We start from the raw sequence: 24354 nt of genomic DNA on the forward strand, positions 1-24354 counted from the left end.
ACAATGGCTCGCTTCTTTATCGACAGGCCCATTTTCGCGTGGGTGATTGCGCTGGTCATCATGCTCGCAGGGGCACTGTCCATCCTTGAGCTTCCCGTGTCGCAGTATCCGGCGATCGCGCCTCCGGCCGTTGTCATCAACGCCAAGTATCCGGGTGCGTCCGCACAGGCGGTGGAAGAGTCCGTGACCCAGATCATCGAGCAGAAGATGACCGGGCTCGACGGTCTGCTCTACATGAACTCGTCCAGCGATGCCTACGGTTCTTCGTCCATTACGCTGACCTTCGACGCGGACACCGATCCCGACATTGCCCAGGTCCAGGTGCAGAACAAGCTGCAGCTTGCCATGCCGCTGCTGCCGACGGCGGTGCAGGCGCAGGGCGTGCAGGTTGCAAAATCCGCGCGCAACTTCCTGATGGTGATCGGTTTCGTTTCGCCTGAAGGCAAGCAGGATGGCGTCGATCTGGCGGACTTCGTGGTGTCGTCGGTGCAGGACTCGCTGTCGCGCGTCACCGGCGTTGGCGAAGTGACGGTTTTTGGTTCGCAGTACGCCATGCGCGTGTGGCTGTCGCCCGAAAAGCTGAACAACTACAAGCTCACGCCTGCTGACGTGAAGGCGGCGATCGAGGCCCAGAACACCGAGGTTTCTGCAGGTCAGCTCGGTGGCACGCCTGCATTGCCGGGCCAGGGCTTTACTGCCTCGATCACGGCGCAGAGCCGCTTGCAGACTGTTGAACAGTTCGAAGCCATTCTGTTGCGGACCTCGGCTCAGGGTGGTGAGGTTCGTCTGGCCGACGTGGCAAGGGTCGAGATCGGCGCCGAGAGTTACGGCACCGTTGCCCGTTACAACGGCAAACCGGCTGCTGGTGTCGGCATCAAGCTGGCCGCAGGTTCGAACGCGCTCGAGACCGCAAATGCGGTGCGCGCGAAGCTCGACCAGATGAAGCCCTATTTCCCTGAAGGTATCGATATCGTTGTGCCGTATGACACCACGCCCTTCGTGCGGATTTCGATCGAGGAAGTGGTCAAGACCCTGATCGAAGCCGTGGTGCTGGTATTCCTGGTGATGTACCTGTTCCTGCAGAACCTGCGTGCGACACTGATCCCGACCATTGCCGTGCCGGTGGTGCTGCTTGGCACGTTCGGCGTGATGGCCGCCTTCGGCTTCTCGATCAACACTCTGACCATGTTTGGTGTCGTGCTCGCCATTGGTCTGCTGGTGGACGATGCGATCGTGGTGGTCGAAAACGTCGAGCGGGTGATGAGCGAGGAAGGTCTGTCTCCCAAGGAGGCGACCCGCAAGTCGATGCGTCAGATCACCGGCGCGCTGGTGGGTATCGGCCTGGTGCTGTCCGCGGTGTTCGTGCCGATGGCTTTCTTCGGCGGCTCGACCGGCGTGATCTATCGGCAGTTCTCGGTCACCATCGTGTCCGCCATGGCGCTGTCGGTGCTTGTCGCCATCGTGTTCACACCTGCGCTGTGCGCAACCATGCTCAAGCCGGTGGAAAAGGGGCACGACATCGGCGAGGGCGGCATGTTCTCGGGCTTCTTTGGCTGGTTCAACCGCATGTTCGACCGCAATACCCGACGCTACGAGTCGGCGGTGGGCGGCATCCTCAATCGCAGCCTGCGCTTCATCGCCATCTATCTGGCGATCGTGGTGGTGCTCGGCTTCCTCTTCGTGCGCATGCCGACCTCCTTCCTGCCGGAAGAGGACCAGGGCGTGATGTTCAACCAGGTCATGCTGCCCGCCGGGGCGACGCAGGAGCGCACGCTCGAGGTGTTGCGGAAGGTCGAAAGGCACTTTCTCGAGGACGAGAAGGACACCGTGAAGGCCTTGTTTACCGTTGCCGGTTTCAGCTTCGGTGGCAGCGGCCAGAACATGGGTATCGGCTTCGTTAACCTGAAAGGCTGGGACGAGCGCCAGGGCCCTGGCATGGACGTCAAGTCGGTTGCCGGGCGTGCGATGGGCGCGTTCTCGCAGATCCGCGAGGCGATGGTGTTCGCCTTCGTGCCGCCGGCGGTGATCGAACTCGGTACGTCGAACGGCTTCAACGTTCAGCTTCAGGACCGTTCGGGTCTCGGCCACACGGCCCTGGTGGCAGCGCGTAACCAGTTCCTCGGCATGGCGGCGCAGGACAAGCGTCTGGTCGGCGTCCGTCCGAACGGTCAGGACGACACGCCTGAATTCCGCCTCGAGGTTGATCACGCCAAGGCAGGCGCGCTGGGCATCTCGGTTGCTGACATCAACGACACGCTGGCGACCGCGTGGGGCGGCAGCTACGTGAATGACTTCATCGACCGTGGCCGGATCAAGAAGGTCTACGTGCAGTCCGACGCCTCGGCGCGGATGACGCCCGAAGACATGAACAAGTGGTTCGTGCGCAACAACATGGGCGAGATGGTGCCGTTCTCGGCTTTTGCCACGGCGAAATGGACTTACGGTTCGCCGCGTCTGGAGCGCTACAACGGCCAGTCGTCGATCGAGGTGCTGGGGCAGGCTGCGCCTGGCCTGTCGTCGGGTGAAGCGATGGCTGCAGTCGAAGAGATCATGACCAAGCTGCCCGCAGGCATCGGCTACGAGTGGAGCGGTACCTCGTTCGAGGAACGTCGCTCGGGCTCGCAGGCTCCTGCGCTGTATGCCTTGTCACTGCTGGTGGTCTTCCTCTGCCTGGCGGCGCTGTACGAGAGCTGGTCGGTACCGTTTGCGGTGATGCTGGTGGTGCCGCTCGGCGTGCTGGGGGCCCTGCTCGCGGCGACCGGCCGTGGGCTGTCGAACGACATCTACTTCCAGGTGGGTCTGCTGGCGACCATCGGTCTGTCGTCCAAGAACGCCATTCTGATCGTCGAGTTCGCCAAGGCGGAGATGGAGGCGGGCAAGGATCTGATTACCGCGACGCTGACCGCGGTGCGGATGCGTCTGCGTCCGATCCTGATGACCTCGCTGGCTTTCGGCCTGGGCGTGTTGCCTCTGGCCATCAGCACCGGCGCGGGTTCGGGCAGCCAGAACGCGATCGGTACCGGCGTGCTCGGTGGCACGATCGCCGCCACGGTGCTGGGCATCTTCTTCGTGCCGCTGTTCTACGTTGTGATCAAGCGCATTTTCAAGGACAAGCCGGTGCAGCCTGAGAATCATGTTGCGGCAGCGCCGGAGGAACGGACATGAACACCCTTCGTAGCCTGACCCTCGCTGTTTCAGCGACTCTGCTCGGTGCGTGCACGACGCTCGCGCCGGATTACCTGCGCCCGGACGCACCGGTGGCCTCGGCCTGGCCGGGGCAGACCGAGGCGGTTGCAGCCCCTGTCGCGGTGGCCGATATCAGCTGGCGCGACTATTTCGCCGATGCGCGCTTGCGCGAGCTGATCGGGATCGCTCTGGAGAACAATCGCGACCTGCGTGTAGCGGCGCTGAACATCGAGAAGGCGCAGGCGCAATACCGCATTCAGCGGGCGGACCAGTTCCCGTCGGTTGCACTCAGTGGCGGTCAGAGTGCCCAGCGCCTGCCGGGTGACCTCACCAGCAGCGGCGAATCCACGATCTCGCGCCAGTACTCCACGACCGTCGGAATTTCCGCGTGGGAGCTCGACTTCTTCGGGCGGGTGCGCAGCCTGCGCGACCAGGCGCTGGAAACCTACCTCGCCACCGAGGAGGCGAGGCGGAGCGCACAGATCAGTCTCGTTGCCGAAGTTGCAAATGCCTGGCTGACGCTTGCGGCCGACCGCGAACTGCGTGACCTCGCACGTGAGACGTGGCAGACGCAGCAGAAATCGGTGGATCTCACCCGTCGCAGTTTCGAGGCCGGAGCAGTTTCCGCGCTCGATGTGCGTCAGGCGCAGAGCGCAATGGAGCGCGCCCGCGCAGACGCGGCGCAGTATGCGTCGCAGGTGGCAAAGGACGAGAATGCGCTCGCAGTCCTCACCGGAGGGCAGGTGCCGGCGCGCCTGTTGCCAGAGAAACTGATCGACGCGGTGACCGCGCTTGCCGAGCTGCCGCCCGGCATTCCGTCCGAGGTGCTGGTGCGCCGTCCGGACGTGCTGCAGGCCGAGCGTACCTTGCGTGCGGCCAACGCCAACATCGGCGCAGCGCGCGCAGCCTTCTTCCCGAGCATTTCGCTGACGGCAACGGCGGGCACGGCGAGTGCCACCCTCGACGGACTGTTTCAGGCCGGATCGGGAACCTGGACTTTCGTGCCCCAGCTCACGCTGCCCATTTTCAACGCCGGTGCGCTCAGTGCCAGCCTGGACGTGGCCAAGGTGCAGCGCGAGATCCAGGTGGCGGAATACGAGAAGGCCATCCAGAGCGCCTTCCGTGAAGTGGCGGATGCGCTGGCCGAGCGTGCCAACCTTGGCGAACAGCTCGACGCCCGGCGCAAGCTGGTCGAGGCCAGTGCCGAGAGCTATCGCCTGTCCGATGCGCGCTACCGTAACGGCGTCGACAGCTATCTTGTGCTGCTCGATGCGCAACGTTCGCGGTATGCTGCAGAACAGGAGCTGATCGCTGCGCGTCTGTCCGAGGCGGGTAACCGGGTTGCACTATACAAAGTGATGGGTGGCGGCTGGCAATAACGTGGTGTAATTCCGGTAATAACGCCGGCTGGCAGCGCTGTTTTGCGGAGTATGTCGCAACAATTCCCGCTTTACGGTATGGTCTCGCCCTGCCAGTCCGGACGTATGCCGAACAAGGAATCTCAACATGAACGCAACCACTACTCCAGCCCTTATGACCGAGGCCGAAATCCTTGCTGCGCCCGAGTCGGATTACATGTCAGCACGTCAGCTGGCATTCTTCCGGCACCGTCTCCAGACCGAGATGGATCAGCTGCTTGAGAACGCGCACGAAACCACCACCCACCTGCAGGACAACGAGGCCACGCCCGACCCCTCCGACCGCGCGAGCGTCGAGGAAGAGCACACCCTCGAACTGCGCGTGCGGGACCGCGAGCGCAAGCTGCTGAAGAAAATCGGCGAAGCCATTGCCCGCATCGACGCCGGTGAGTATGGCTGGTGCGAGGAAACCGGCGAGCCGATCGGCATCGGCCGTCTGCTGGCACGCTCCACCGCCACCCTGTCGCTCGAAGCCCAGGAGCGCCGCGAGAAACTCAAGAAGATGCATGGCGGTTGATTTCGGCCTGCTGTCCGGGACGCAGACGCCGTGTCTGCGCCCTGGTCAGACTGCCCGATCCGATTCCACCTGATGCGCTGGCTACTGCGCGGTCTGATCCGCGGCTATCAGCTCTTCATCAGCCCCCTGCTCGGGCCGCGCTGCCGTTTTTACCCGACGTGCTCGCACTACGCGCTCGAGGCCATCGAGACCCATGGCGCACTGAAGGGCAGCTGGCTGGCCTTGCGCCGGCTGTTGCGCTGCCATCCCTGGAGCGCCGGCGGGGTCGATCTCGTGCCGCCTGTCTGCTGCAAGGATCATCCCCCGCACGAAACGCATACGCACCGGCACTAGGAGCCGCAGCGTGAATCCTGCCGCGCCGCTTTCCGCACTTGAACACCGCTGGCTGGCCGAACTTGTTCGCCGCCACGAATCCCGCCACGGCCGTCTCGAAGATGCGGTCGAACTGGCGGAGGCCCGCCGCGCCCCTCCCGATTTCGAAACCCGTATCTGTCGTCGCGCCGAACGCCTCGGCACACGCGAAGGCTGGCGCGATGACATCCTGCGCTGGCATGGTCGTGCGCGGCTGATTCTCGCGCTCGCGTGCGTGCTGGCGCTGGTGCTCGGTGCGGGCACGGCAGCGGCCGTGCTCGGCGATGGCAGCCGGCCGGTCAATGTGGTGTGGGCGCTGGGCGGTCTGCTCGGCGTGCACCTGTTCAGCCTCCTGCTGTGGCTGCTTGGCACGCTTGTGGCCGGTCGCGGACGGACGCGCGGCGGCAGTGCGCTGGGCACGGTGTGGCTGCGCCTGGTCAGCGTGTTCGACCGTAGTCCTGTCGCGGCCGAGCTGCCGCTCGCGCTGGGAGGGCTGCTCGCCCGCGGCCGCCTCGCAAGCTGGGGGCTGGGTGCAGTCAGTCATTTGCTCTGGTTCCTGGCCCTTGTCGGCGCCGCAGCGGGTTTGCTGGGAATGCTGGCGGTGCGCCGCTACGGCTTCGTGTGGGAGACCACCATTCTGCCGGGCGACGCCTTCGTCGCGCTGACCACCCTGCTGGGCGTGGTTCCCGGCTACCTCGGCTTTCCGGTGCCGGACGCAGCGCACGTCATTGCCAGCGGCGATGCGGTCATGGTGGATGAAGCCGGACGCCGCGCGTGGTCGGGCTGGCTGCTGGGCTGCGTGCTGGTGTATGGCGTGCTGCCAAGACTGCTGCTCGTGCTGGTTTGTGCGCAGGGCTGGCGGTATGGCTTGAGTCGCCTGCAGCTGGATCTGGCGCTGCCCGATTACATCCGTCTCAAGCCACGGCTGTTGCCCGACAGCGAACGCATCGGCATCAGCGATCCCGCGCCGGCACGGATGCCACGACCGGGACGCCATGGACACGCCGCTGCGGAAACAGGCGCTGCGGTCATGGTGGCGCTCGAACTTGGCGCGGATCTGCCCTGGCCGCCGGTCGGCTGCGAAGGATTGGCTGCCGATGGCGGCCGTCTCGATAGCCGCGACCAGCGTCGTGCGGCCATCGCTCGCTTCGGTGCGACGCCGCCGGCACGTCTGCTGATTGCAATCGACCCGCGACTGACGCCGGATCGCGGCAGTCTGGGCCTTGTCGCCGAGCTTGCCGACCACGCCGGTGAAACCCGGGTATGGGCGCTGCCTGTGCCCGATGGCGGTAGCGGTCGCCTGGGCTTGTGGCAGGATGGGCTGTCTGGCCTTGAACTCGATGAGGGCGCGTTGATGGCGGATCAGGATCAGGTGCGAGCATGGCTGGGAGCGACGGTATGAGCGCACTGCTGCGCGTCGCCGTGGTCGGTCATACCAACACGGGCAAGACTTCGCTGCTGCGGACTTTGGCACGCGATGCCGGTTTCGGGGAGGTGTCGGATTCGGCCGGCACCACCCGGCATGTCGAGGGCCTGCGCCTGATGGCTGACGATCAGCCGGTGGTCGAGCTCTACGATACGCCGGGCATGGAAGATGCTATCGCCCTGCTCGAATTCATCGACGAACTGGTCGCGCCGGGTGAGCGGGTCGACGGCCCCGATCGCATCAGCCGCTTTCTGGCCACTGCCGAGGCGGGTGCGCGTTTCGAGCAGGAGGCCAAGGTGCTGCGCCAGTTGCTGGCGAGCGATGCGGCGCTGTATGTGGTCGATGCCCGCGATCCGGTACTGCCCAAGCACAAGGACGAACTCGCCCTGCTTGCCAGCGCAGCCCGGCCCTTGCTGCCGGTGCTCAATTTCATCGCCTCGCCGGCTGCGCGTGCCGACGACTGGCATGCGGCACTGGCGCGTCTTGGCCTGCACGCCGTCGTGCGCTTCGACACCGTGGCGCCGGCGGTCGATGGCGAGCGACGCCTGTTCGAGACCCTTGCCACCCTGATGCACAGTCATCGTGGGGCACTCGAGGCCCTGATCGCCGACCGCGAGGAAGAGGCGGAATCGCGCCGCCTGAGCGCGCGCCGGCTGGTGGCGGAACTTCTGATCGAACTTGCCGCCCGCCGCGACGTGGTCGATGCCGATGACGATGCGGCGCTGCAGGCCGCTGTCCACAGCTTGCGCGAGACGGTGCGCGCACGCGAGCAGGCCTGCGTCGAAGCCTTGCTGCAGCTCTACCGCTTCCGCCCCGACGACGCGCGTGCTGCCGAGTTGCCGCTGGCCGACGGGCGCTGGGACGACGACCTGTTCAATCCCGAAACCCTGCGCCAGATGGGCATTCGTCTCAGCACCGGGGTGGCGGCAGGGGCTGCGGCAGGGGTCGGGATCGACCTGATGACCGGCGGTCTGACGCTGGGGGCTGCAGCAGCGCTCGGCGCAGTCGCCGGTGGCCTGTGGCAGACCTTCGGCCACTACGGTGAGCGCATTGCAGCCCGCCTGCGCGGCCATCACGAACTCACCGTGGACGACGCCATCCTCCGCCTGGTCGCGCTGCGTCAGCGGCAGCTGCTGATTGCGCTCGAAGGCCGTGGCCATGCGGCGATGACGCCGATCGAGCTGCCACAGGCGGTCTCGCCCGAGTCCGATCCGGACAGTGCCGACTGGCGCGAAGGACGCCTGCCCGACGCCTTGCTGCAGGCACGGGCGCATCCGGAGTGGGCACATGAAGGCGACGACGACAGGGACGATGCCGAGCGCAGCCTCGCCGAGTATCTGGCCTGAGGTTTTGAGCGCAGTTCCCGGAGATGCGGGGGGTCAGGCCTGGTCCGGTGCGAGCACGGCAGCGGCGCGTTCCGACGCGACGAAGATCACCTTCATCGTGGCACGGGTGGCGCCGACGAAGAGCTTGCGCATCGTCAGTTCATCGAGTGCCTCGAAGTCGATCTCGGTAAAGATCACGCACGGGGCGGACTGGCCCTTGAAACGGTAGACCGAATCGATCAGCAGTTCGCCCTCGCTGTATTCGGCTTCGCCGAACAGGTCGTAACGACCATGGAAGGCGCGCAGGCGGTGCGGGCCGAGGTGGGTGAGCGGGGTGAAGCGTGAATACTCGCGGCCGCGAAAGCTGATGATGGCGATCATGTCGCGCCGGAAGCCGAGGCCGATGGCACGGGTGATGGCGCGCTTGGTGGCCTCCATCAGACCGGTCTCGTCGTGCCAGCTCATCACTTCCGGTTCGCTGTCGGCCACCGGACTGCCGGCAACGATCGGCGTGGGCAGGGGCAGGCGGTCGTTGAGCAGTTCGAGCACATCGGCTGGTGTGCGGTAGTTGGTGTCGGCGGTGAGCCCGGCCCATCCGGGCAGTTTTACCGGTTCGCGGCCGTACAGATTCTGCAGCGGGTCCTCCAGCCACCAGGCACGGCCTTCGGGCGTGAGCAGGGCGAGCAGGCTGTCGCGCCAGGCATCGGTAAAGTCCTGGCCTTCGTCCACGATCAGCTCGTCAAAACGCCAGGCCGGATCCTTGTTGCCGTGGGCGAGCAGCGCGGCGAAGTCCGTTTCCATGCGCCGGAAGCGGTCGTGAGCGGAAAAGTCCGGCGTGCGGCCGGCCGCGCGCAGGCGGCGATCGCACAGCTGGTGATAGGTGGCGACTTCGCCGCCGGGCGGCACGACGCGCGCGAAGTGATCTGCCAGCGGCCGGTTGTAGCACACGTACAGTGGGCGGCGCCCGGCGTGCAGGGCGTCGGTATAGGCCGCCAGCGCGAGCTGGGTCTTGCCGCTGCCGGCGGTGGCGGTGACGCGCAGCCGGTGCGGATGCAGGCTGATGCGGCGCGCCCATTCGGCCAGCCCGCCCGATAGCCGCGTGGTCAGCGCCACCGCCTGACCGGCGAGCGCCTGCACGTCCGGTACAAGTTCCAGGAGTTCGGCGAAGAAACGATGGAGGGCGTGACGATGGGCGGCAGTGCCGGCTCCGGCCGCATCGTGTTGCGGCCGGCACAGCTCGCGCACGATGTCGAGCAGGCGGCCACGCCGGCTTGCATCGACGATGCGGGCCGGGTCCAGACCTGCGGTGCCGGGCTGGCGGACGGTGTAGTCGGGGCAGTAGAGCAGGGTATCGAGTACCGGCTCGGTGCCGCCGAGCAGCGGGCGCAGGCGCGCGCGCAGCGCATCGGCCGTGCGGGCAAGGTCCAGGCTGATGTCGCGGTTGCGGCGCTTGCCCGGGCGCAACAGGCCGCTGGCGCTCTCGTCGAGAAAGCCCGACTGCTGTTCGATCAGCAGGATGCGTCCGTCCGGGCCGAGAATGACGAAGCCGATCTCGCCGAATACTGCGTGCTGTCCTTCGGCGCGGGTCCAGTGCAGCCCGTGGTAGATGTTGAATTCGTGCGGCAAGCCTTCGGCCAGCAGCGCCAGGGTGGCCAGTTCGCGGCCCTGCGCACCGTTCGCGGGCAGATGCCGCCAGCCTTCGGGGTGGACGCGGGCCATCTTCAGCATGGCGCGAGGCCCGGAGCGGAGGACAAAACGAGGATGACGGTCATGTGCGGGTTCAGTATGCGTGCGGGCCGGGTGCGCCGATGGCGCAACTTTGGCACAAGTCCCGCTGCCGTGCCCACGGTCGATGCGCTATGCTCGACGGCCGCGGGGCGGATGCGCCATCTCCTGCCCCCAGTTTCGCTACGGAACCACCATGGAAACACTGAAAGTCTTCATCACCCTGCTCGCCCTGATCAACCCCTTCGGGGCGATCCCGATGTTCCTCAGCCTCACCGCCACGCAGACACCGCCGCAGGTGCGCGGCACGGTGAACACTGCAGCGATCGCGACCGCCGTGGTGCTGGGGGTGTCGGCCCTGTTCGGGCAGACGCTGCTGAGCGTGTTCGGCATCTCGATCGCTTCGCTGCAGGTAGGCGGTGGCATCCTGCTGTTCGTGCTCGCCTTCAGAATGTTCAATGCCGAGCCCACCCGCGCCCGCACCACGCCCGAGGAGGCGCATGAGGCGGCCGAGCGTTCGAGCATCGCGGTCGTGCCGCTGACCATTCCGTTGCTGACCGGTCCGGGCACGGTGAGTACGGTCATCATCTATTCCGAGCGCGTGCAGCGCTGGTGGGAGATGCTGATTCTGATCGTGATCGGTCTGGTCATCGGTGGCGTGGTGTGGGGTACGCTGCGCCTCGCCGGCCCCATCAGCCGGCTTGCCGGCCAGACCGGGCTCAACATCATGACCCGGCTGATGGGCCTGGTGCTGGCGGCGCTAGCGGTGGAGTTCATCGCCGTCGGCGTGCGTACCCTGGCCTCGGCCTGACGCCTGACACCCGGGACTGACATGAACCCCGAAGACCTGCGTCTGCTCGTCACCCGCACGATGCCCTTTGGAAAGTACAAGGGACGACTGATTGCCGACCTGCCGGGCAACTACCTCAACTGGTTCGCCCGCGAGGGTTTCCCCAACAGCGAAATCGGTCGCCTGCTCGCGCTGATGCAGGAGATCGACCACAACGGGCTGTCGGACTTGCTGAAGCCCCTGCGCGAACCACCGAAGTAGCGCCCGGCGCCTGCGACTGGATGACAGACGCGCGCCGCTCCGCCATCATTCACCGGCTCAGGCCTGCCCACTCGACATGTTTTCCATCGCTTTTTCCAATCGCTTCGAAATCCTCCTCGATACCCTGCTCGACCGGCTTGCCGAAGAGCAGCCGGGGCCGTTCGGGCTGCGCGAGGTGGTGGTGCCGAGCAGTGCGCTGCGGCGCCAGGTGGAGCTGGCAGTCGCGGATCGTGAGGGGATCTGTGCCAATGTTGATTTCGGCTACCTGGCGCAGTGGCTGTGGACGCAGATCGGGCATGTGGTCGAAGTGCCTGTGCGCTCGCCGTTTGCACCGGCGCTGCTGGCGTGGCGGGTGTTCGCGCTGATCGATGCCGATTCCGAGGCGGGCGCCTGGGTGGCGGCGCATCCGCGGCTTGCGCACTACCTGCAGGGGGCGGATGCGCGCATGCGCTTCGAACTGGCAGAGCGTATCGCGCGCGTGTTCGATCATTACCTCACCTATCGTCCGCAGTGGCTGGAGCGCTGGGCGGCGGGGCAAGCCGCCGGTCTGGGCCAGGCAAGCGAGGCCGAGGCTGCCGACGAGGCCTGGCAGGCCGATCTGTGGCGCCGCATTCGTGATGGTCTGGCGCTGCGACAGACGCATCCGGCCGCGCTCTTCCTGAGCCGGGTGACGAAGATGGACGACGCTGAGCTCGCCGCCATCGGCCTGCCGAAAACCGTGCATGTGTTCGGTCTGCCGACGCTGCCGCCGCTGTATCTGGACATGCTGCGCGAACTCTCGCGGGTGGTGGATGTGCGTCTGTACGTGCTCAACCCCTGCCGCGAGTTCTGGTTCGAGATCGTCGATGCGCGCAGGCTGTCGTGGCTGGCCGCGCGTCAGGAAGACATGTTCCACGAAACCGGCAACCGTTTGCTCGCGGCCTGGGGGCAGCAGACCCAGGCGCATATCGGCTTGCTGTTCGAGGGCGAGCATGCGGTGGTCGAGGACGCGGCCTTCGATCCCCACCCGGGGCGCCATCTGCTTGCCCGCCTGCATAACGCGATACTCGATCTCGAAGACCTCGAGCCGGGCAGCGTCAGCCTGGCTGCGGGGGATCGCAGTATCGAGCTGCATGTGTGCCATTCGCGCACCCGTGAACTCGAAGTGCTGCACGACCGCCTGCTCGGCCTGTTCAAGGGCCTCAACCCGCCGCGACCCGACGAGATCGTGGTGCTGACGCCCGATCTGGACGCGAGCGCGCCGCTGATCGAGGCGGTGTTCGGTACTGCGCCGCCTGCCCGGCGCATCCCTTGGCGGATCACCGGTCTTGGCGGTACGCAGGAAAACCCGGTGGCGCAGGCACTCGACCGTTTGCTGGCGCTGGTGGCGAGCCGCTTCCCGGCGAGCCGGGTATTCGATCTGCTGCAGCAACCGCTGGTTGCTGCGCATTTCGGGCTGGGCGAGTCCGAACTCGAAACGGTGCACGACTGGATGCGGGATGCAGGTATCCGCTGGGGGCTGGATGCGGCGCAGGCCGAGGCCGCCGCGGCGTTGCCGCTGCACACGCTGGAAGAAGGTCTGCACCGGCTGTTTCTGGCTTGGGCCGGTGGCGAAGCCGCACATGCCACGCCCTTTGCCGGACGCATCGGTGCGGGCGCGCCCGAGGGGAGTGCGGGGCTGGCGCTTGGCCGATTCTGGCGCTACGCCGAGACCTTGCAGCGGCTGCGCGACAGCCTGCTGCGTACGCACGACGCCGAGGGCTGGCGTCTAGCCCTGATCGGTGCGCTCGAGGCCATCGTCGGTGAGGCGGCCGACCAGGCCGAAGCCGCGCGCGAAGTGCGTGCCGCGATCAATGCGCTGGCCGATGACATGGGCAGCGGTCATCCCGACGGCAAGGTGGCGCTCGACGTCGTGCATCCGGCGCTTGCTGCGCGCCTGGACGACCCGGCGCGCGGTGGCGTGCCCGGCGGCACCGTCACCTTCTCCGCGCTATCGTCGCTGCGCAGCCTGCCCTACCGGGTGGTGTGCGTGATCGGGATGGACCAGGGCGCTTTTCCGGGCAGCGACCGTGCGGCCGAATTCGATCTGATGGCCGCCCGCCCGCAGCGCGGCGACCGTCAGCGCCGGCTCGACGATCGCAACCTGTTCCTCGACGTGGTGCTTTCGGCGCGCGATGTCCTGCATCTGTCCCATGTCGGGCGCAGCGTGCGCGACGGCAGTCCGCTGCCGCCCTCGGTACTGGTCGACGAACTGCTCGACGCACTTGCCACGGCGTGTGCCGAAGATGCGTCGCAGCCCGAACAGCTGGCAGCTGCCCGGCGCCGGCTGACCGTCTCCCATCCGCTGCAGCCCTTCTCGATCGAATATTTCGTTGCCGACGCCTCGCCCGATGCGCGCCTGAGCAGCTTTCACGAGGACTACGCGGCCGCGCTCGCTGCCCGCTTGCGCAGGGCGTCCAGCCTTGCACAGGCGGTGCCGGACAGTGCGTGGGACGAGGCCGACGAAGACGGAGAGGGCGAAGAGAGCGAAGGTGACACCGCCCCTTCAGTGCCGCAGCGCCCCTTTTTCGAGACTCCGCTGCCTGCGCTGGAAGCGGCCTGGCGCGAGGTCGGGCTGGAGCAGTTGATCCGCTTCTTCCGCAATCCCTGCCGAAGCCTGTTGCGCGACCGCCTCGGCCTCGACCTGCCCGAGGCCGACGAGGAACTGGAGGACGTCGAGCCATTCCTGCCCGACTGGCAGGGACGGCAGGCACTTGCTGCGCGCCTGTTGCCGGCCCTGCTCGCGCGCGATGAGAAGGCGCAGGCTGCAGAGGTGGCTCCCGCGGCACTGCTTGAACTTGCGCGTGCCGGCGGCGAATATCCTGCCGGTGTGCTCGGTGCGGCGGCCCTGCAGCGCGAAGTCAGCGTGCTCGACCACTACGCACGGCAGGTTGCGGCGGCCGTGGCGAAGCCACTGCCAGCGCATGTCTGTACCCTCGAGTTCGAGCTTGCGGCCGACGGCAAGCCCGAGTGCTGGACACTGAGCGCCGCCTTTGGCGACCTCCATGCACAAGGCTTGGTGCGTCACCGCTATGACGACACCCGACCCGCAGACTACCTCGCCGCCTGGCTAGCGCACCTGATGCTGTGCGCTGCGCCGGCGCCGGGGGTGGCCTGCGAAACCCTTGGGCTGTCGCGCGACGGGTCTTTCCGTCTGCATGCGGTCGCGCCGGATCGCGCCAGGCAGCTGCTTGCCGACCTGCTGGCGCTCTACAGGCAAGGCCTGAGCGCGCCGCTGCATTTCTTCCCGAAGTCGGCCTGGGCCTACATCTTCAATGACGAGAGTGCTGCCAAGGCGAGATTGAAGTGGAGTGGCGGTCAGCGTGCCGAATTCGGTGAAGCGCAGAACCCCGCGTACCGACTGGCCCTGCGTGGTCTCGGCGATCCGCTGGACGAGGCCTTCTTCGACATTGCGCGGCGGGTGTTCGGGCCTTTGCGCGCGCAGCTGGAGGACGGGCGGCTCGGCTTGTTCCCCGGCAAACAGGCTTGATGCCTGCGCGGCACGAAGCGCAGGCACTGCCACCGGTATAATCCGCAACTGTCCTTGTCTCAGGTATCCATTGTGTCCGACCGTCTCTCCGTTCTGCCCCAGTACCTTCTGCCCAAGCAGGCGCTTACCGTTCTGGCGGGCAAGCTGGCCGGCATGCGTGCGGGCGGGCTCACCACCAGTGTGATCAGGTGGTTCGTCGGCCGCTACGGGGTCAACATGGAGGAGGCGGCCAACCCGGATATTGGCAGCTACCCGAGCTTCAACGAATTCTTCACCCGGCCCCTGCGCGACGGCGCGCGGCCGCTGGCCGAGGCCGACCTGATCAGCCCGGTGGACGGTGCGATCAGCCAGTTCGGTCCGATCGTGCGCGACCAGATCTTCCAGGCCAAGGGCCATGCCTACTCGACCACCGCGCTGGTCGGTGGCGATGCCGAACTGGCGGCAGGCTTCGAGGACGGCAGTTTTGCCACCCTCTACCTCAGCCCGCGCGACTACCACCGCATCCACATGCCCTGCGACGGCCGCCTGACGCGGATGATCTACGTGCCGGGCGAGCTGTTCTCGGTCAATCCGACCACTGCGCGCGGGGTACCCGGCCTGTTTGCACGCAACGAGCGCGTGGTGTGCGTGTTCGAGTCGGCTTTCGGCCCCTTCGTGCTGGTGCTGGTCGGGGCCACCATTGTCGGCAGCATGGCCACGGTGTGGCACGGTGTGGTGAACCCGCCGCGTTCGGCGAGCGTGCGCGAGTGGCGCTACGAAGATCAGGACATCCAGCTCAGGAAGGGCGAGGAGATGGGGCGTTTCCTGCTCGGCTCCACCGTGGTGATGCTCTTCCCCAAGCCGCGGGTGAAGTTCAATCCGGCATGGGCGCCCGGCGCGGCAATCCGCATGGGTGAAACCATGGCCGCGCTGACAACAGCCTGAGCCTCACTTCACTGCCGTCCTCGCGCCCATGGCCTCGATCGACATCGATCTCGACGTGTTCAGCTGTTCGCTCGACGGCATCAGCCTGATCGAGGCCTCGGCGGGCACGGGCAAGACCTGGAACATCTGCGGACTCTACCTGCGGCAACTGCTCGAGCGCGATCTGCAGGTGGGTGCGCTGCTGGTAGTGACCTTCACCAAGGCCGCAACCGCCGAGCTTTCCACCCGCATCCGCGACCGCATCGTCGATACCCTGCGCGTGCTCGACGGCGGCGATGCCGGGCCAGACCCTTTCGTGCCGCAGCTGATCGCCACGGTCAGTGCGGCCGGCGTCGATCCGGCGCAGATGCGCCAGCGTCTGCGCCATGCGCTGCAGACCTTCGATGAAGCGGCGATCTTCACCATTCACGGTTTCTGCCAGCGCGCCCTCGCTGACACCCCTTTTGCCGCGGTGCTGCCCTATGCGGTAGAGCTGGTCGAGGACGACAGCGCCCTGCGCCTCGAAGTAGCGCAGGACTTCTGGCGGCGTGAAGTGGCGAGCGGCGCACTGCCGCAAGTGCTGGTCGAGTCGCTGGTGCAGCGTGGCGACTGCCCCGACACCTGGGCGGCACAGCTTAAGGCGGCGATGGGGAGACCGCTGGCGCAGGCGCGGTGGGACGAGTCGCCGGCGCCGGGCGCGCTCGGTGACGCCGGCGATGCGCTTGTCCGCGCCTATGGCGATGCGGTGGTGGAGTGGGTGAGTATTGATGCCGCGATGGCGGCACTCGGCACTGCACTCGACGGCCTCAACAAGAACAGCTACAAGCCGGAAGCCATCGAGCGCGCGCGCCAGCAGTGGGACGACTGGCTCGGCGCCGGCAATCCACTGAACGCCCTGCCGGCGGAAAAGGAGCGCAAGCTGCATCTGCTGTCGGCCGACACCCTGAACGACAAGACCACCAAGGACGGTCTCAAGCGCGGCATTTCGCCACCGCAGCACGGTTTTTTCGATGCCGCAGCCGCCTTGCTGGAGGCACGCAGGCTTGCCGACGAGGGGCTGGAGGCGGCGCGGCTGCAGTTGTTGCGCCGCTTTCTCGAACAGGGTGCGGAGGATCTGCGCCGGCGCAAGCGCGAGCGGCGCCTGATCTCCTTCGACGACATCCTGTGGAATGCCTACGAAGCCCTGCATTCGGGCACGCAGTCGTGGCTGGCAGCGGCGCTGCATGCGCGCTACCCGGTGGCCCTGATCGACGAATTCCAGGATACCGACCCGCTGCAGTTCGCCATTTTCGATCGTATCTATCGCCATGAAGGCCGTCACGGCAGCCTGTTCCTGGTCGGTGATCCCAAGCAGGCGATCTACAGTTTCCGCAGTGCCGACCTGTTCACCTATCTCAGTGCCCGCGACAGGGCAGACACGCGTTACAGTCTCGGGCGTAACCAGCGCTCGACCCCGGCGCTGATCGAAGCCTGCAACCGCCTGTTCGGTGCCAATCCGGCCGTGTTCATGCTGCGCGGGCTCGACTATCGTGCGGTCGGCAGCGGCGAGCGCACGCGTGCGCCGCTGGTGGATGACACACACTCGGGCACCAGCCCCGCGGCCCTGCGCCTGTGGCGCATCCCGCGCGACGAGGCGCAGGAGGGCGAAGAGGGCGGCGACCGTCTGCCGCGGGCGCTGGCGATGCAGCGTTCGGCGGCTGCCACCGCGGCCGAGATTGCGCGCTTGCTGGCGGCCGGCGCCAGGGGAGCGGTCCGCATCGGTGAGCGCGGTCTGGCACCGGGCGATATCGCGGTGCTGGTGCGCAGTCACGGACAGGGCGCGCGGATGCGCCAGGCGCTGGCACGCATGGGGGTGGTGAGCGTCGAGTTGTCGCAGGCGAGCGTATTCGCCACCGAAGATGCGGAAGAACTGGAGCGGGTGCTGCTGGCAATCAGCGAGCCGGCGCGCGAGCGTCGGGTCAAGGCTGCGCTCGCCACCACGCTGATGGGGTGCGATGCGCAGGCACTCGCAGCGCTTTCCGAAGACGAGGCCGCGCTGCTCGACGTACTCGACCGCTTCGCCGGCTGGCGCGACGCCTGGCTGCGCCACGGCTTCGGCGTGATGCTGCGGCGCTGGATGGCTGATGATGGCGTGGCTGCACGACTGCTGGCGCGCGACGATGGCGAGCGCCGTCTGACCAATCTGATGCATCTCGCCGAACTGCTGCAGCAGACGGCTGGCAGCGCGTCGCCCGAAGTGCTGCTGCGCACGCTCGCAACCCGGCGTACCGATGCCAGCGCGGGCGAGGCGGCCCAGCTGCGGCTGGAGTCGGACCGCAACCTGGTGCAGATCATCACCATCCACCGCGCCAAGGGGCTGGAGTACGGGGTGGTGTTCTGTCCCTTCCTGTTCGACGGTCATCCCGCAAAGGGCGACAGCGGGCCGATGCGCGCCTGGCATGACGACACCGACCAGCTGATCCTCGACTACCGCATGGCCTCGGCCACGGACAAGGAGATCGCTGCGCGTCAGCTGCGCGAGCGCCAGGCCGAGGACATGCGCCTGATCTACGTGGCGCTCACCCGCGCCGTGCATCGCTGCTACCTGACCGTCGGCTGTTACGCAAAGACGAGCTTCGGCCGTCCAAGCTACAGCGAGGGTGCCCGCAGCCTGCTCAACTGGATGGTGGCCGGTGCCGAACACGGGCTCGAGAAGTGGCGCGAGGCAAAGCTCAGCCCGGCCGAGGTCGATGCGCAGTGGCGCAGCCTGGTCGGTCGCAGTGTGCTCGACGGCAAGCCGGTCATGGCGCTCGAGGATCTGCCCGATGGCAGTGGCGATCCCCTGCCGCCGGCCGAGGCGGGCGGTCGCACACCGCGGGCGCAGCGCCCGCCGCAGATTCCGTCGGGCTGGCGCATGGGCAGTTTCAGTGCGCTGATTTCGGGTGCATCACACGAGTCCGCGGCGCTCGACCACGATGCCCGCATTCTGCCGCAGCGCTCTGAGCTGGATGAGGCCGGCGACGAGGCGGCTGCCGAGGCCGACGCTGGCGTGTTGCTGCCGCCCGCGGCCGACGACATCCTGCGCTTTCCGCGCGGTCCGGCCGCGGGCGATTGCCTGCATGCCGCGTTCGAAAACGTCGATTTCACCGACCCGGACACATGGGACGACGCGATTGCCGCTGCCCTGCGCGCCCATCCGCAACCGGCTGCCAATGCGGCCGAGGCCGAGCGCCATCCGCGCATGCTGCGCCACCTGCTCGAGGACGTGCTCGCCACCGCGCTGGTGGAAGAGGCCGGGCGGGCCCCGCTGTTGCTGTCACGCATTGCGAAGACGCAGCGCATGGTCGAACTCGGCTTCCAGCTGCCGGCACCGCATTTGTCGGCGGCGCGCCTCAATGCCTGGCTGGCGGACAAGGGCTACCGCATGCCACGGCTCGGCTTCTCCGATCTTGCCGGCTACCTCAAGGGTTTCATCGACCTGGTGTTCGAGCACGATGGCCGCTTCTGGGTACTGGACTGGAAGTCCAACCATCTCGGCGAGCGCCCTGCGGATTACGGTCCGGCCGCGCTCGAAGGGGCGATGCAGTCACATGGCTACCATCTGCAGCATCTGCTCTACACCGTCGCGCTGCACCGCCATCTCGCACGCAGTCTGCCGGGCTACGACTACGACACGCACTTCGGTGGCGTGCTCTACCTCTTCGTGCGCGGCGTGCGTCCGGGCTGGCAGGCGGGCGGTGAGCCTGCCGGGGTCTTCCACCACCGTGCGCCGCGGCAGGTGATCGAGGCGCTCGACGATCTGCTGGCGGCACGGGTGCGTGTCGAGGGAGTGGCGCACTGATGGCTGCACTCGATTCGATGCCGCAGTTCGACCTCGCCGAGGGCTTTTCCCGCCACTTGCAGGACTGGTCGAGTTCGCTCGGTGCGCCGGCAAGTGCGTGTGCGGTGCTGGCGCCGGTGGCGCGCAGTCTGGCGCTGGCCGCGAGCGAGGGCGATGTGTGCCTGCCGCTGGCGCAACTTGCGCAGGACGAGGCCATCGCCTGCACGCCGGCCGGGCTGCGCGCAAGGCTGCTCGAAAGCGGGGTGACGGTACTTGCGGCGCCGCTGCCACCCGTGAACTGCGCGCATCCGCTGGTACTCGACGCCGACGACCGCCTTTATCTGCGCCGCTTTTTCGATCTCGAACAGCGCCTCGCTGCGGCGCTGGTGATGCGCGCCCGTGCGCCGGCCCAGCTTGTGCCGCCCGCCTTGCGCAGCACGCTCGACAAGCTGTTCAAGCCGCGAACGGCACCGGGGCCGGACTGGCAGAAACTGGCGGTCGCGCTCGCGCTGCAGGGGCGGCTGACGGTGATCAGCGGCGGGCCGGGCACGGGCAAGACCACCACGGTGGCGGCCCTGCTCGCCTGTCTGCTGGAGCTCACGCCCACGCTGCGGATCGCGCTCGCCGCACCCACGGGCAAGGCGGCGGCGCGCATGCTCGAAGCGCTGCGTGCGCGTGCAGCCGATCTGCCGGCAAAGCTGCGCAAGCGTCTGCCGGCCGAAGCCCATACCCTGCACCGCTTGCTGGGTGTGACCCCGGTCGCCGGGCGCTTCCGACATCACGCCGGCAACCCGCTGGCGGTCGATGTGCTGGTGGTGGACGAGGCGTCGATGCTCGATCTCGCACTCGCGACCCGGGTGCTCGACGCGCTGCCGCCCGACGCCCGTTTGATCCTGCTCGGCGACAAGGACCAGCTTGCGGCAGTCGAGGCCGGCGCGGTGTTTGCCGAACTCTCTGCTGCGCGTGTGTTCGGTGCACACACCCTCGAACAACTGGCGCTGCTGACCGGCACGCCGGCGGCGGATCTGGCGCACCTGCAGTCGCCCGCCACCGCGCAGGCGTTGGCCGACAGCGTGGTCTGGCTCACCGAGAGCCACCGTTTCCGCCAGGACTCCGGCATCGGTCGGCTGGCGGCCAACATCAACGCCGGCGAGGGCGCCGAGGCGCTGGCCTGGCTGCGTGGTGGCGAAGATGCGTCGGCGCGCTGGATCGATGATGAAGGCACCCGCCCATCCGAAGCCACGCTGAACGCGATGGAGGCAGGCTATGCCCCCTATCTGGCGGCCTCGCGCGCACCGGCTGTCGATGCGCAGGCGCGCGCCGCAGCGGCCTTTGCCGCCTTCGACCGCTTTCGCGTGCTGGTGGCGGTGCATGAAGGCGGGCGCGGGCTGGTGGCGCTCAACGCCCATCTGGAACGTGTGCTGCGCGCTGCGCTGGATCTTCCGCCAGAGCGCGGTCCGGGACATGCATGGCTCGGACGCCCGGTAATCGTGCTGCGCAACGACGCCCTGCTCGGCCTGTACAACGGCGATATCGGCCTGTGTCTGCCGGACGACAGCGGTACGCTGATGGTGTTTTTCCCGCAGCCGGGCGGCAGTTACCGCTGCATTGCACCCTTGCGCCTGCCGGTGCATGACACCGCCTTTGCGCTGACAGTGCACAAGAGTCAGGGCTCGGAGTTCGAAGAGGTGTTGCTGGTGCTGCCGGCAAAACCGGTACGGGTGCTCACCCGCGAGTTGCTGTACACCGGCGTGACCCGCGCGGCGCGACAGGTCACGCTGGCGGGGCCGGCGCGGGTGTTTGCAGCCGGCTGCGGGCTGCGGACGGTGCGCCTCAGCGGGCTGGCGGCGCGGATGTCAGCGCAGCCATGAGGGTGTTCAGATTGTGGCGCATCATCGCCACATAGGTGGGTGCCGGACCGGCGGTGGTCGATAGCGCGTCCGAATACAGCGTGCCACCCATCACTGCACCGCTTTCGGCGCGGATGCGCTCGCTCAGGCGCGGATCGCTGATGTTCTCGACGAAGATCGCCGGCACCTTCTCCTTTCTGAGCTGGCGAATCAGCTGTGCCACGCCTTTCGCCGTGGGCTCGGCATTGTTCGACACGCCCACCGGTGACAGGAACTGCACATCGTAGGCATGGGCGAAATAGCCGAAGGCGGCGTGCGAACTCACCACCTTGCGGCGCGCTGCCGGCAGGCTGCCCAGCGCCTTGCGGATCTCGGCATCGAGTGCCTTGAGTTCGCCCTGGTAGCGTTCGGCGTTGGCGCGATAGTAGTCGGCGCCCGCCGGATCGACCTCGATCAGTGCGGCAGCGATATTGCTGACGTAGCGCTGCGCATTGCCAACATCCTGCCAGGCGTGCGGATCGATGCCGGTCTTCTTGTCGTGTTCGTCGCCATGCGAGTGGTCGTGGTCGTGATCGTGCTTGCCGGCTGCCTTGGCAAGGGTGTCGATGCCGGCAGTCGCGATCACGACCGGCCGGGTGTAGCCGCCCGATCGCGCCAGCCGGATCATCCAGTCGTCAAAGCCGAGGCCGTTGGCAACGACCAGCTGCGCGCTGCCGATACGACGTGAATCCGATGGGCGCGGCTGGAAGCCATGCGCATCCTCGTCCGGCCCGACCAGCGTCTGTATTGTCACCCGGTCGCCACCGACCTCACGGACCATGTCACCAAGGATGCTGAAACTGGCGGTGACTTCGATCGGTGCGGCATGGGCTGCGCCCATGCTCAGTGCAAAGGTGGCAAACAGGGTGGAGGTGAGGCGTGACAGCGACAGCATGAGGACTCCGAGGGGTTCAGGATTCGAGGTGTTTTCGGATGGGCAGGCGTCCGGCCAGCAGCCCGCCGGGCGCGGCAAGCAGCGAGCCGAAATAGACCAGACCGCACATCAGCACGATGGCCGGGCCGGCCGGAACGTCGGCATGGAAGGAGAAAAGCAGCCCCGCGATGCTGCTGGCAAGCGCGGACAGGCTGGCGAACAGCAGCATCGCCGGCAGATTGCGTGTCCAAAGCCGGGCGGCGGCCGAGGGCAGGATCATGATGCCGACGGCCATCAGTGTGCCCAGCGCATGGAAGCCGCTGACCAGGTTGAAGACCACCAGCAGCAGAAAGCCGTAGTGCGCGACCGGCGACAGGCGGCTGACCGCGCGCAGGAAGGAGGGGTCGAAGCACTCCAGCACCAGGGGCCGGAACAGCAGGGCGAGACCGAACAGGGTGAGGCTGGTGATGCTCGCGATCAGCAGCAGCGACTGGTCGTCCAGTGCCAGCACCGAGCCGAACAGCACATGCAGGAGGTCGAGATTGCGCCCGCGCAGTGACACGATCATCACGCCTGCGGCGAGCGACAGCAGATAGAAGGCCGCGAGGCTGGCGTCTTCCTTGAGCACAGAGGCGCGGGTGACGAGTCCGGCAGCGAACACCACGACCAGGCCGGCCAGGATGCCGCCGATGGTCATCGCGCCGAGCGACAGACCGAAGGCCAGGTAGCCGAGCGCCGCACCGGGCAGGATGGCGTGGCTCATTGCATCGCCCATCAGGCTCATCCGCCGCAACAGGAGGAACACCCCCACCGGCGTGGCGCCGAGCGACAGTGCGAGACAGCCGGCAAGCGCACGGCGCATGAAGCCGAAGTCGGCAAAGGGCGCAAAGAGCAGTTCGTTGAGGCTCATGCGGCCTCCGCCACATGGCACTCGGGTGCGTTGTCGTCGAAGGCTTCCGACAGATGGCGGGCGCGGGCGAGCAGGGCATCGGTCATGACCTGTGTGGTCGGACCAAAGGCGACGAGCTCGCGAGCCAGCAGCAGGCAGGTGGAGAAGTGCCGCCGTACCTGCTCGAAGTCATGCACCACGGTGAGTACGGTGCGGCCTTCGGCATGCCAGTGCAGGATCAGGTGAACCAGGTCTTCAACGGTACGGGCGTCGATGGCGGCGAAAGGCTCGTCGAGCAGGATGATGGGCGCGTCCTGCAGGAGCAGGCGGGCAAAGCGCGCGCGCTGCAGTTGTCCGCCAGACAGCGAGCCAATCTGACGCGCTTCGAAGCCGGACAGGCTGACCGCCTCGATGGCATTCTCCACCCGGTGGCGCTGGGCACGGCTGAGGCCGCCGAAGGGGCCGATCTCGCGCCACAGCCCCATCGCCACCATGTCGAACACCGATACCGGAAAGCTGTGGTCCATCTCGCTGCGCTGGGGCATGTAGGCAATGCCGCCGCGGGGCAGATCGGGCAGGTGGATGTGGCCGCCGATTGGACGCAATTCGCCTGCGAGGCCCTTGAGCAGGGTGGATTTGCCCGCGCCATTGGGGCCGACCACGGCGACCAGCGCGCCGGCGGGGATGTCCGCGCTCAGGTGGTGAATGGCCGGATGGCGCTCGTAACCAAGGGTCAGGTTCTCGAAGCGGATCAGGGGGGGCATGGTGGCGTGCATGTCAGTTCACTGCCCACAGGACGGCCAGCCACAGCAACGCAGTGGCGGCGGCAGCAATGCCGAGACGCAGCCCGAGGCTGCTGCCGAGCGGGCTGATGCGCGGTGGGTGGCGGGACGCCGAGTGAGCATGCGAGTGAGAGTGTGAATGGGCCATGTCGGTGGGTGCATCACTGACGCACGCCTGGAAATGTTTGAAAGCGGAGGCGGAGAGTTGAGCTGCGCTCAGTCCTCGTCGGTCGTTTCGGGGGCGAGCCCATGAAGGCCACAGGTGGCGCATGCGCCGTGCAGCACGAGCTCTGCACGGTCGAGCTGAAAGCCGTCGGGCAGGTTGACGCTTGGAGAAGGCTGAAGGCCTTCAAGGCAGATCACCTGGCCACAGCGGTCGCAGTGGAAGTGCGCATGGCGATGACTGTGCGGGCGTACCATCTCGAAGCGCCAGGCACGATCACTGCCGGCAATGCGCCGCGCAATACCCTGTTCGACCAGCCAGTCGAGGGCGCGATACAGCGTGACGCGGTCGTGCGGGATGTCGATTGCGGCCAGCGCGGCGCCCAGTTCCTCGTGCGACAGTGGCTGGGCGCTGTCCTGCAGCGCCGTGACGACGGCAACCCGGGTGCGGGTGACGCGGCCGCCGTGGCGCGTGATCAGCTCACGTGCGGCGTGCTCTGGCTGCGGAGAGGTCGGTGCGTTCGATGAAGTGCGCATGCGCTTGTTGCT

Annotated in this window: 18 protein-coding genes; 12 read left to right on the forward strand and 6 right to left on the reverse strand. The window is 67.2% G+C overall.

Annotation, left to right across the window (positions count from 1 at the left end):
* Nucleotides 1–3: 3 nt before the first annotated feature.
* The 6 genes from AC22G6_RS16190 (at nucleotide 4) to AC22G6_RS16215 (ending at nucleotide 8244) form a co-directional block, all read left to right on the forward strand.
* Complete coding sequence (locus AC22G6_RS16190; protein ID WP_487367609.1) at nucleotides 4–3165, forward strand: efflux RND transporter permease subunit; 3162 nt, start codon at nucleotides 4–6, stop codon at nucleotides 3163–3165.
* The gene (adeC, locus tag AC22G6_RS16195) at nucleotides 3162–4565 is read left to right on the forward strand and encodes an AdeC/AdeK/OprM family multidrug efflux complex outer membrane factor (RefSeq protein WP_487367610.1); all 1404 of its coding nucleotides are present in this window, start codon (nucleotides 3162–3164) and stop codon (nucleotides 4563–4565) included. Before AC22G6_RS16190 ends, adeC begins: the two co-directional genes overlap by 4 nt.
* 127 nt (nucleotides 4566–4692) lie before the next feature.
* Nucleotides 4693–5121, forward strand: coding sequence for an RNA polymerase-binding protein DksA (dksA, locus tag AC22G6_RS16200; protein WP_108971749.1), 429 nt, complete (start codon nucleotides 4693–4695; stop codon nucleotides 5119–5121).
* A gap of 72 nt (nucleotides 5122–5193) precedes the next feature.
* Nucleotides 5194–5454, forward strand: coding sequence for a membrane protein insertion efficiency factor YidD (gene yidD, locus AC22G6_RS16205; protein ID WP_108949868.1), 261 nt, complete (start codon nucleotides 5194–5196; stop codon nucleotides 5452–5454).
* Between the two features lie 10 nt (nucleotides 5455–5464).
* Entirely contained in the window at nucleotides 5465–6874 is a 1410-nt protein-coding gene (locus AC22G6_RS16210; RefSeq protein WP_487367611.1) for a DUF2868 domain-containing protein, read from the forward strand.
* Nucleotides 6871–8244 carry a GTPase/DUF3482 domain-containing protein gene (locus AC22G6_RS16215; protein WP_487367612.1) on the forward strand — a complete coding sequence of 458 codons (1374 nt, stop codon included), beginning with the start codon at nucleotides 6871–6873 and terminating at the stop codon, nucleotides 8242–8244. The genes AC22G6_RS16210 and AC22G6_RS16215 overlap by 4 nt, the downstream gene beginning before the upstream one ends.
* A gap of 33 nt (nucleotides 8245–8277) precedes the next feature.
* Here AC22G6_RS16215 and AC22G6_RS16220 read toward each other — a convergent pair whose 3' ends face one another.
* Complete coding sequence (locus tag AC22G6_RS16220; RefSeq protein WP_487367632.1) at nucleotides 8278–9942, reverse strand: ATP-binding domain-containing protein; 1665 nt, start codon at nucleotides 9940–9942, stop codon at nucleotides 8278–8280.
* Between the two features lie 202 nt (nucleotides 9943–10144).
* Between AC22G6_RS16220 and AC22G6_RS16225 the strand changes: the two genes are divergently transcribed.
* From AC22G6_RS16225 to recD, 6 genes are all read left to right on the forward strand, one after another.
* Nucleotides 10145–10759 (forward strand): MarC family protein, encoded by a 615-nt coding sequence (locus AC22G6_RS16225; protein ID WP_487367613.1) that lies wholly within the window; start codon nucleotides 10145–10147, stop codon nucleotides 10757–10759.
* Nucleotides 10760–10780: 21 nt separating this feature from the next.
* Nucleotides 10781–10999 (forward strand): DUF3820 family protein, encoded by a 219-nt coding sequence (locus AC22G6_RS16230; protein WP_487367614.1) that lies wholly within the window; start codon nucleotides 10781–10783, stop codon nucleotides 10997–10999.
* Nucleotides 11000–11075: 76 nt separating this feature from the next.
* Nucleotides 11076–14507, forward strand: coding sequence for an exodeoxyribonuclease V subunit gamma (gene recC, locus AC22G6_RS16235; RefSeq protein ID WP_487367615.1), 3432 nt, complete (start codon nucleotides 11076–11078; stop codon nucleotides 14505–14507).
* 72 nt (nucleotides 14508–14579) lie between these two features.
* On the forward strand, nucleotides 14580–15431 hold the full coding sequence (gene asd, locus AC22G6_RS16240) for an archaetidylserine decarboxylase (protein ID WP_487367633.1): 852 nt from the start codon (nucleotides 14580–14582) through the stop codon (nucleotides 15429–15431).
* A gap of 28 nt (nucleotides 15432–15459) precedes the next feature.
* Entirely contained in the window at nucleotides 15460–19230 is a 3771-nt protein-coding gene (gene recB, locus AC22G6_RS16245; protein WP_487367616.1) for an exodeoxyribonuclease V subunit beta, read from the forward strand.
* Nucleotides 19230–21080: an exodeoxyribonuclease V subunit alpha gene (gene recD, locus AC22G6_RS16250; RefSeq protein ID WP_487367617.1), complete on the forward strand. Its 1851-nt coding sequence runs from the start codon at nucleotides 19230–19232 to the stop codon at nucleotides 21078–21080. Before recB ends, recD begins: the two co-directional genes overlap by 1 nt.
* Here recD and AC22G6_RS16255 read toward each other — a convergent pair.
* The 5 genes from AC22G6_RS16255 to AC22G6_RS16275 all read right to left on the reverse strand — a co-directional run bounded on the left by AC22G6_RS16255 (nucleotide 21043) and on the right by AC22G6_RS16275 (nucleotide 24342).
* Entirely contained in the window at nucleotides 21043–21993 is a 951-nt protein-coding gene (locus AC22G6_RS16255; RefSeq protein ID WP_487367618.1) for a metal ABC transporter solute-binding protein, Zn/Mn family, read from the reverse strand. The two genes, recD and AC22G6_RS16255, sit on opposite strands and share 38 nt — an antisense overlap.
* Before the next feature lie 16 nt (nucleotides 21994–22009).
* Entirely contained in the window at nucleotides 22010–22882 is an 873-nt protein-coding gene (locus AC22G6_RS16260) for a metal ABC transporter permease (RefSeq protein ID WP_108971740.1), read from the reverse strand.
* A complete protein-coding gene (aztA, locus tag AC22G6_RS16265) occupies nucleotides 22879–23637 on the reverse strand; it encodes a zinc ABC transporter ATP-binding protein AztA (protein ID WP_487367619.1) in 759 nt (252 codons plus the stop codon). Before aztA ends, AC22G6_RS16260 begins: the two co-directional genes overlap by 4 nt.
* Before the next feature lies 1 nt (nucleotide 23638).
* Nucleotides 23639–23791 carry a hypothetical protein gene (locus AC22G6_RS16270; protein WP_159098084.1) on the reverse strand — a complete coding sequence of 51 codons (153 nt, stop codon included), beginning with the start codon at nucleotides 23789–23791 and terminating at the stop codon, nucleotides 23639–23641.
* 68 nt (nucleotides 23792–23859) lie between these two features.
* A complete protein-coding gene (locus tag AC22G6_RS16275; RefSeq protein WP_487367620.1) occupies nucleotides 23860–24342 on the reverse strand; it encodes a Fur family transcriptional regulator in 483 nt (160 codons plus the stop codon).
* Nucleotides 24343–24354 lie beyond the last annotated feature (12 nt).

The organism is Parazoarcus sp. PS-13 R2A, from assembly GCF_057621855.1.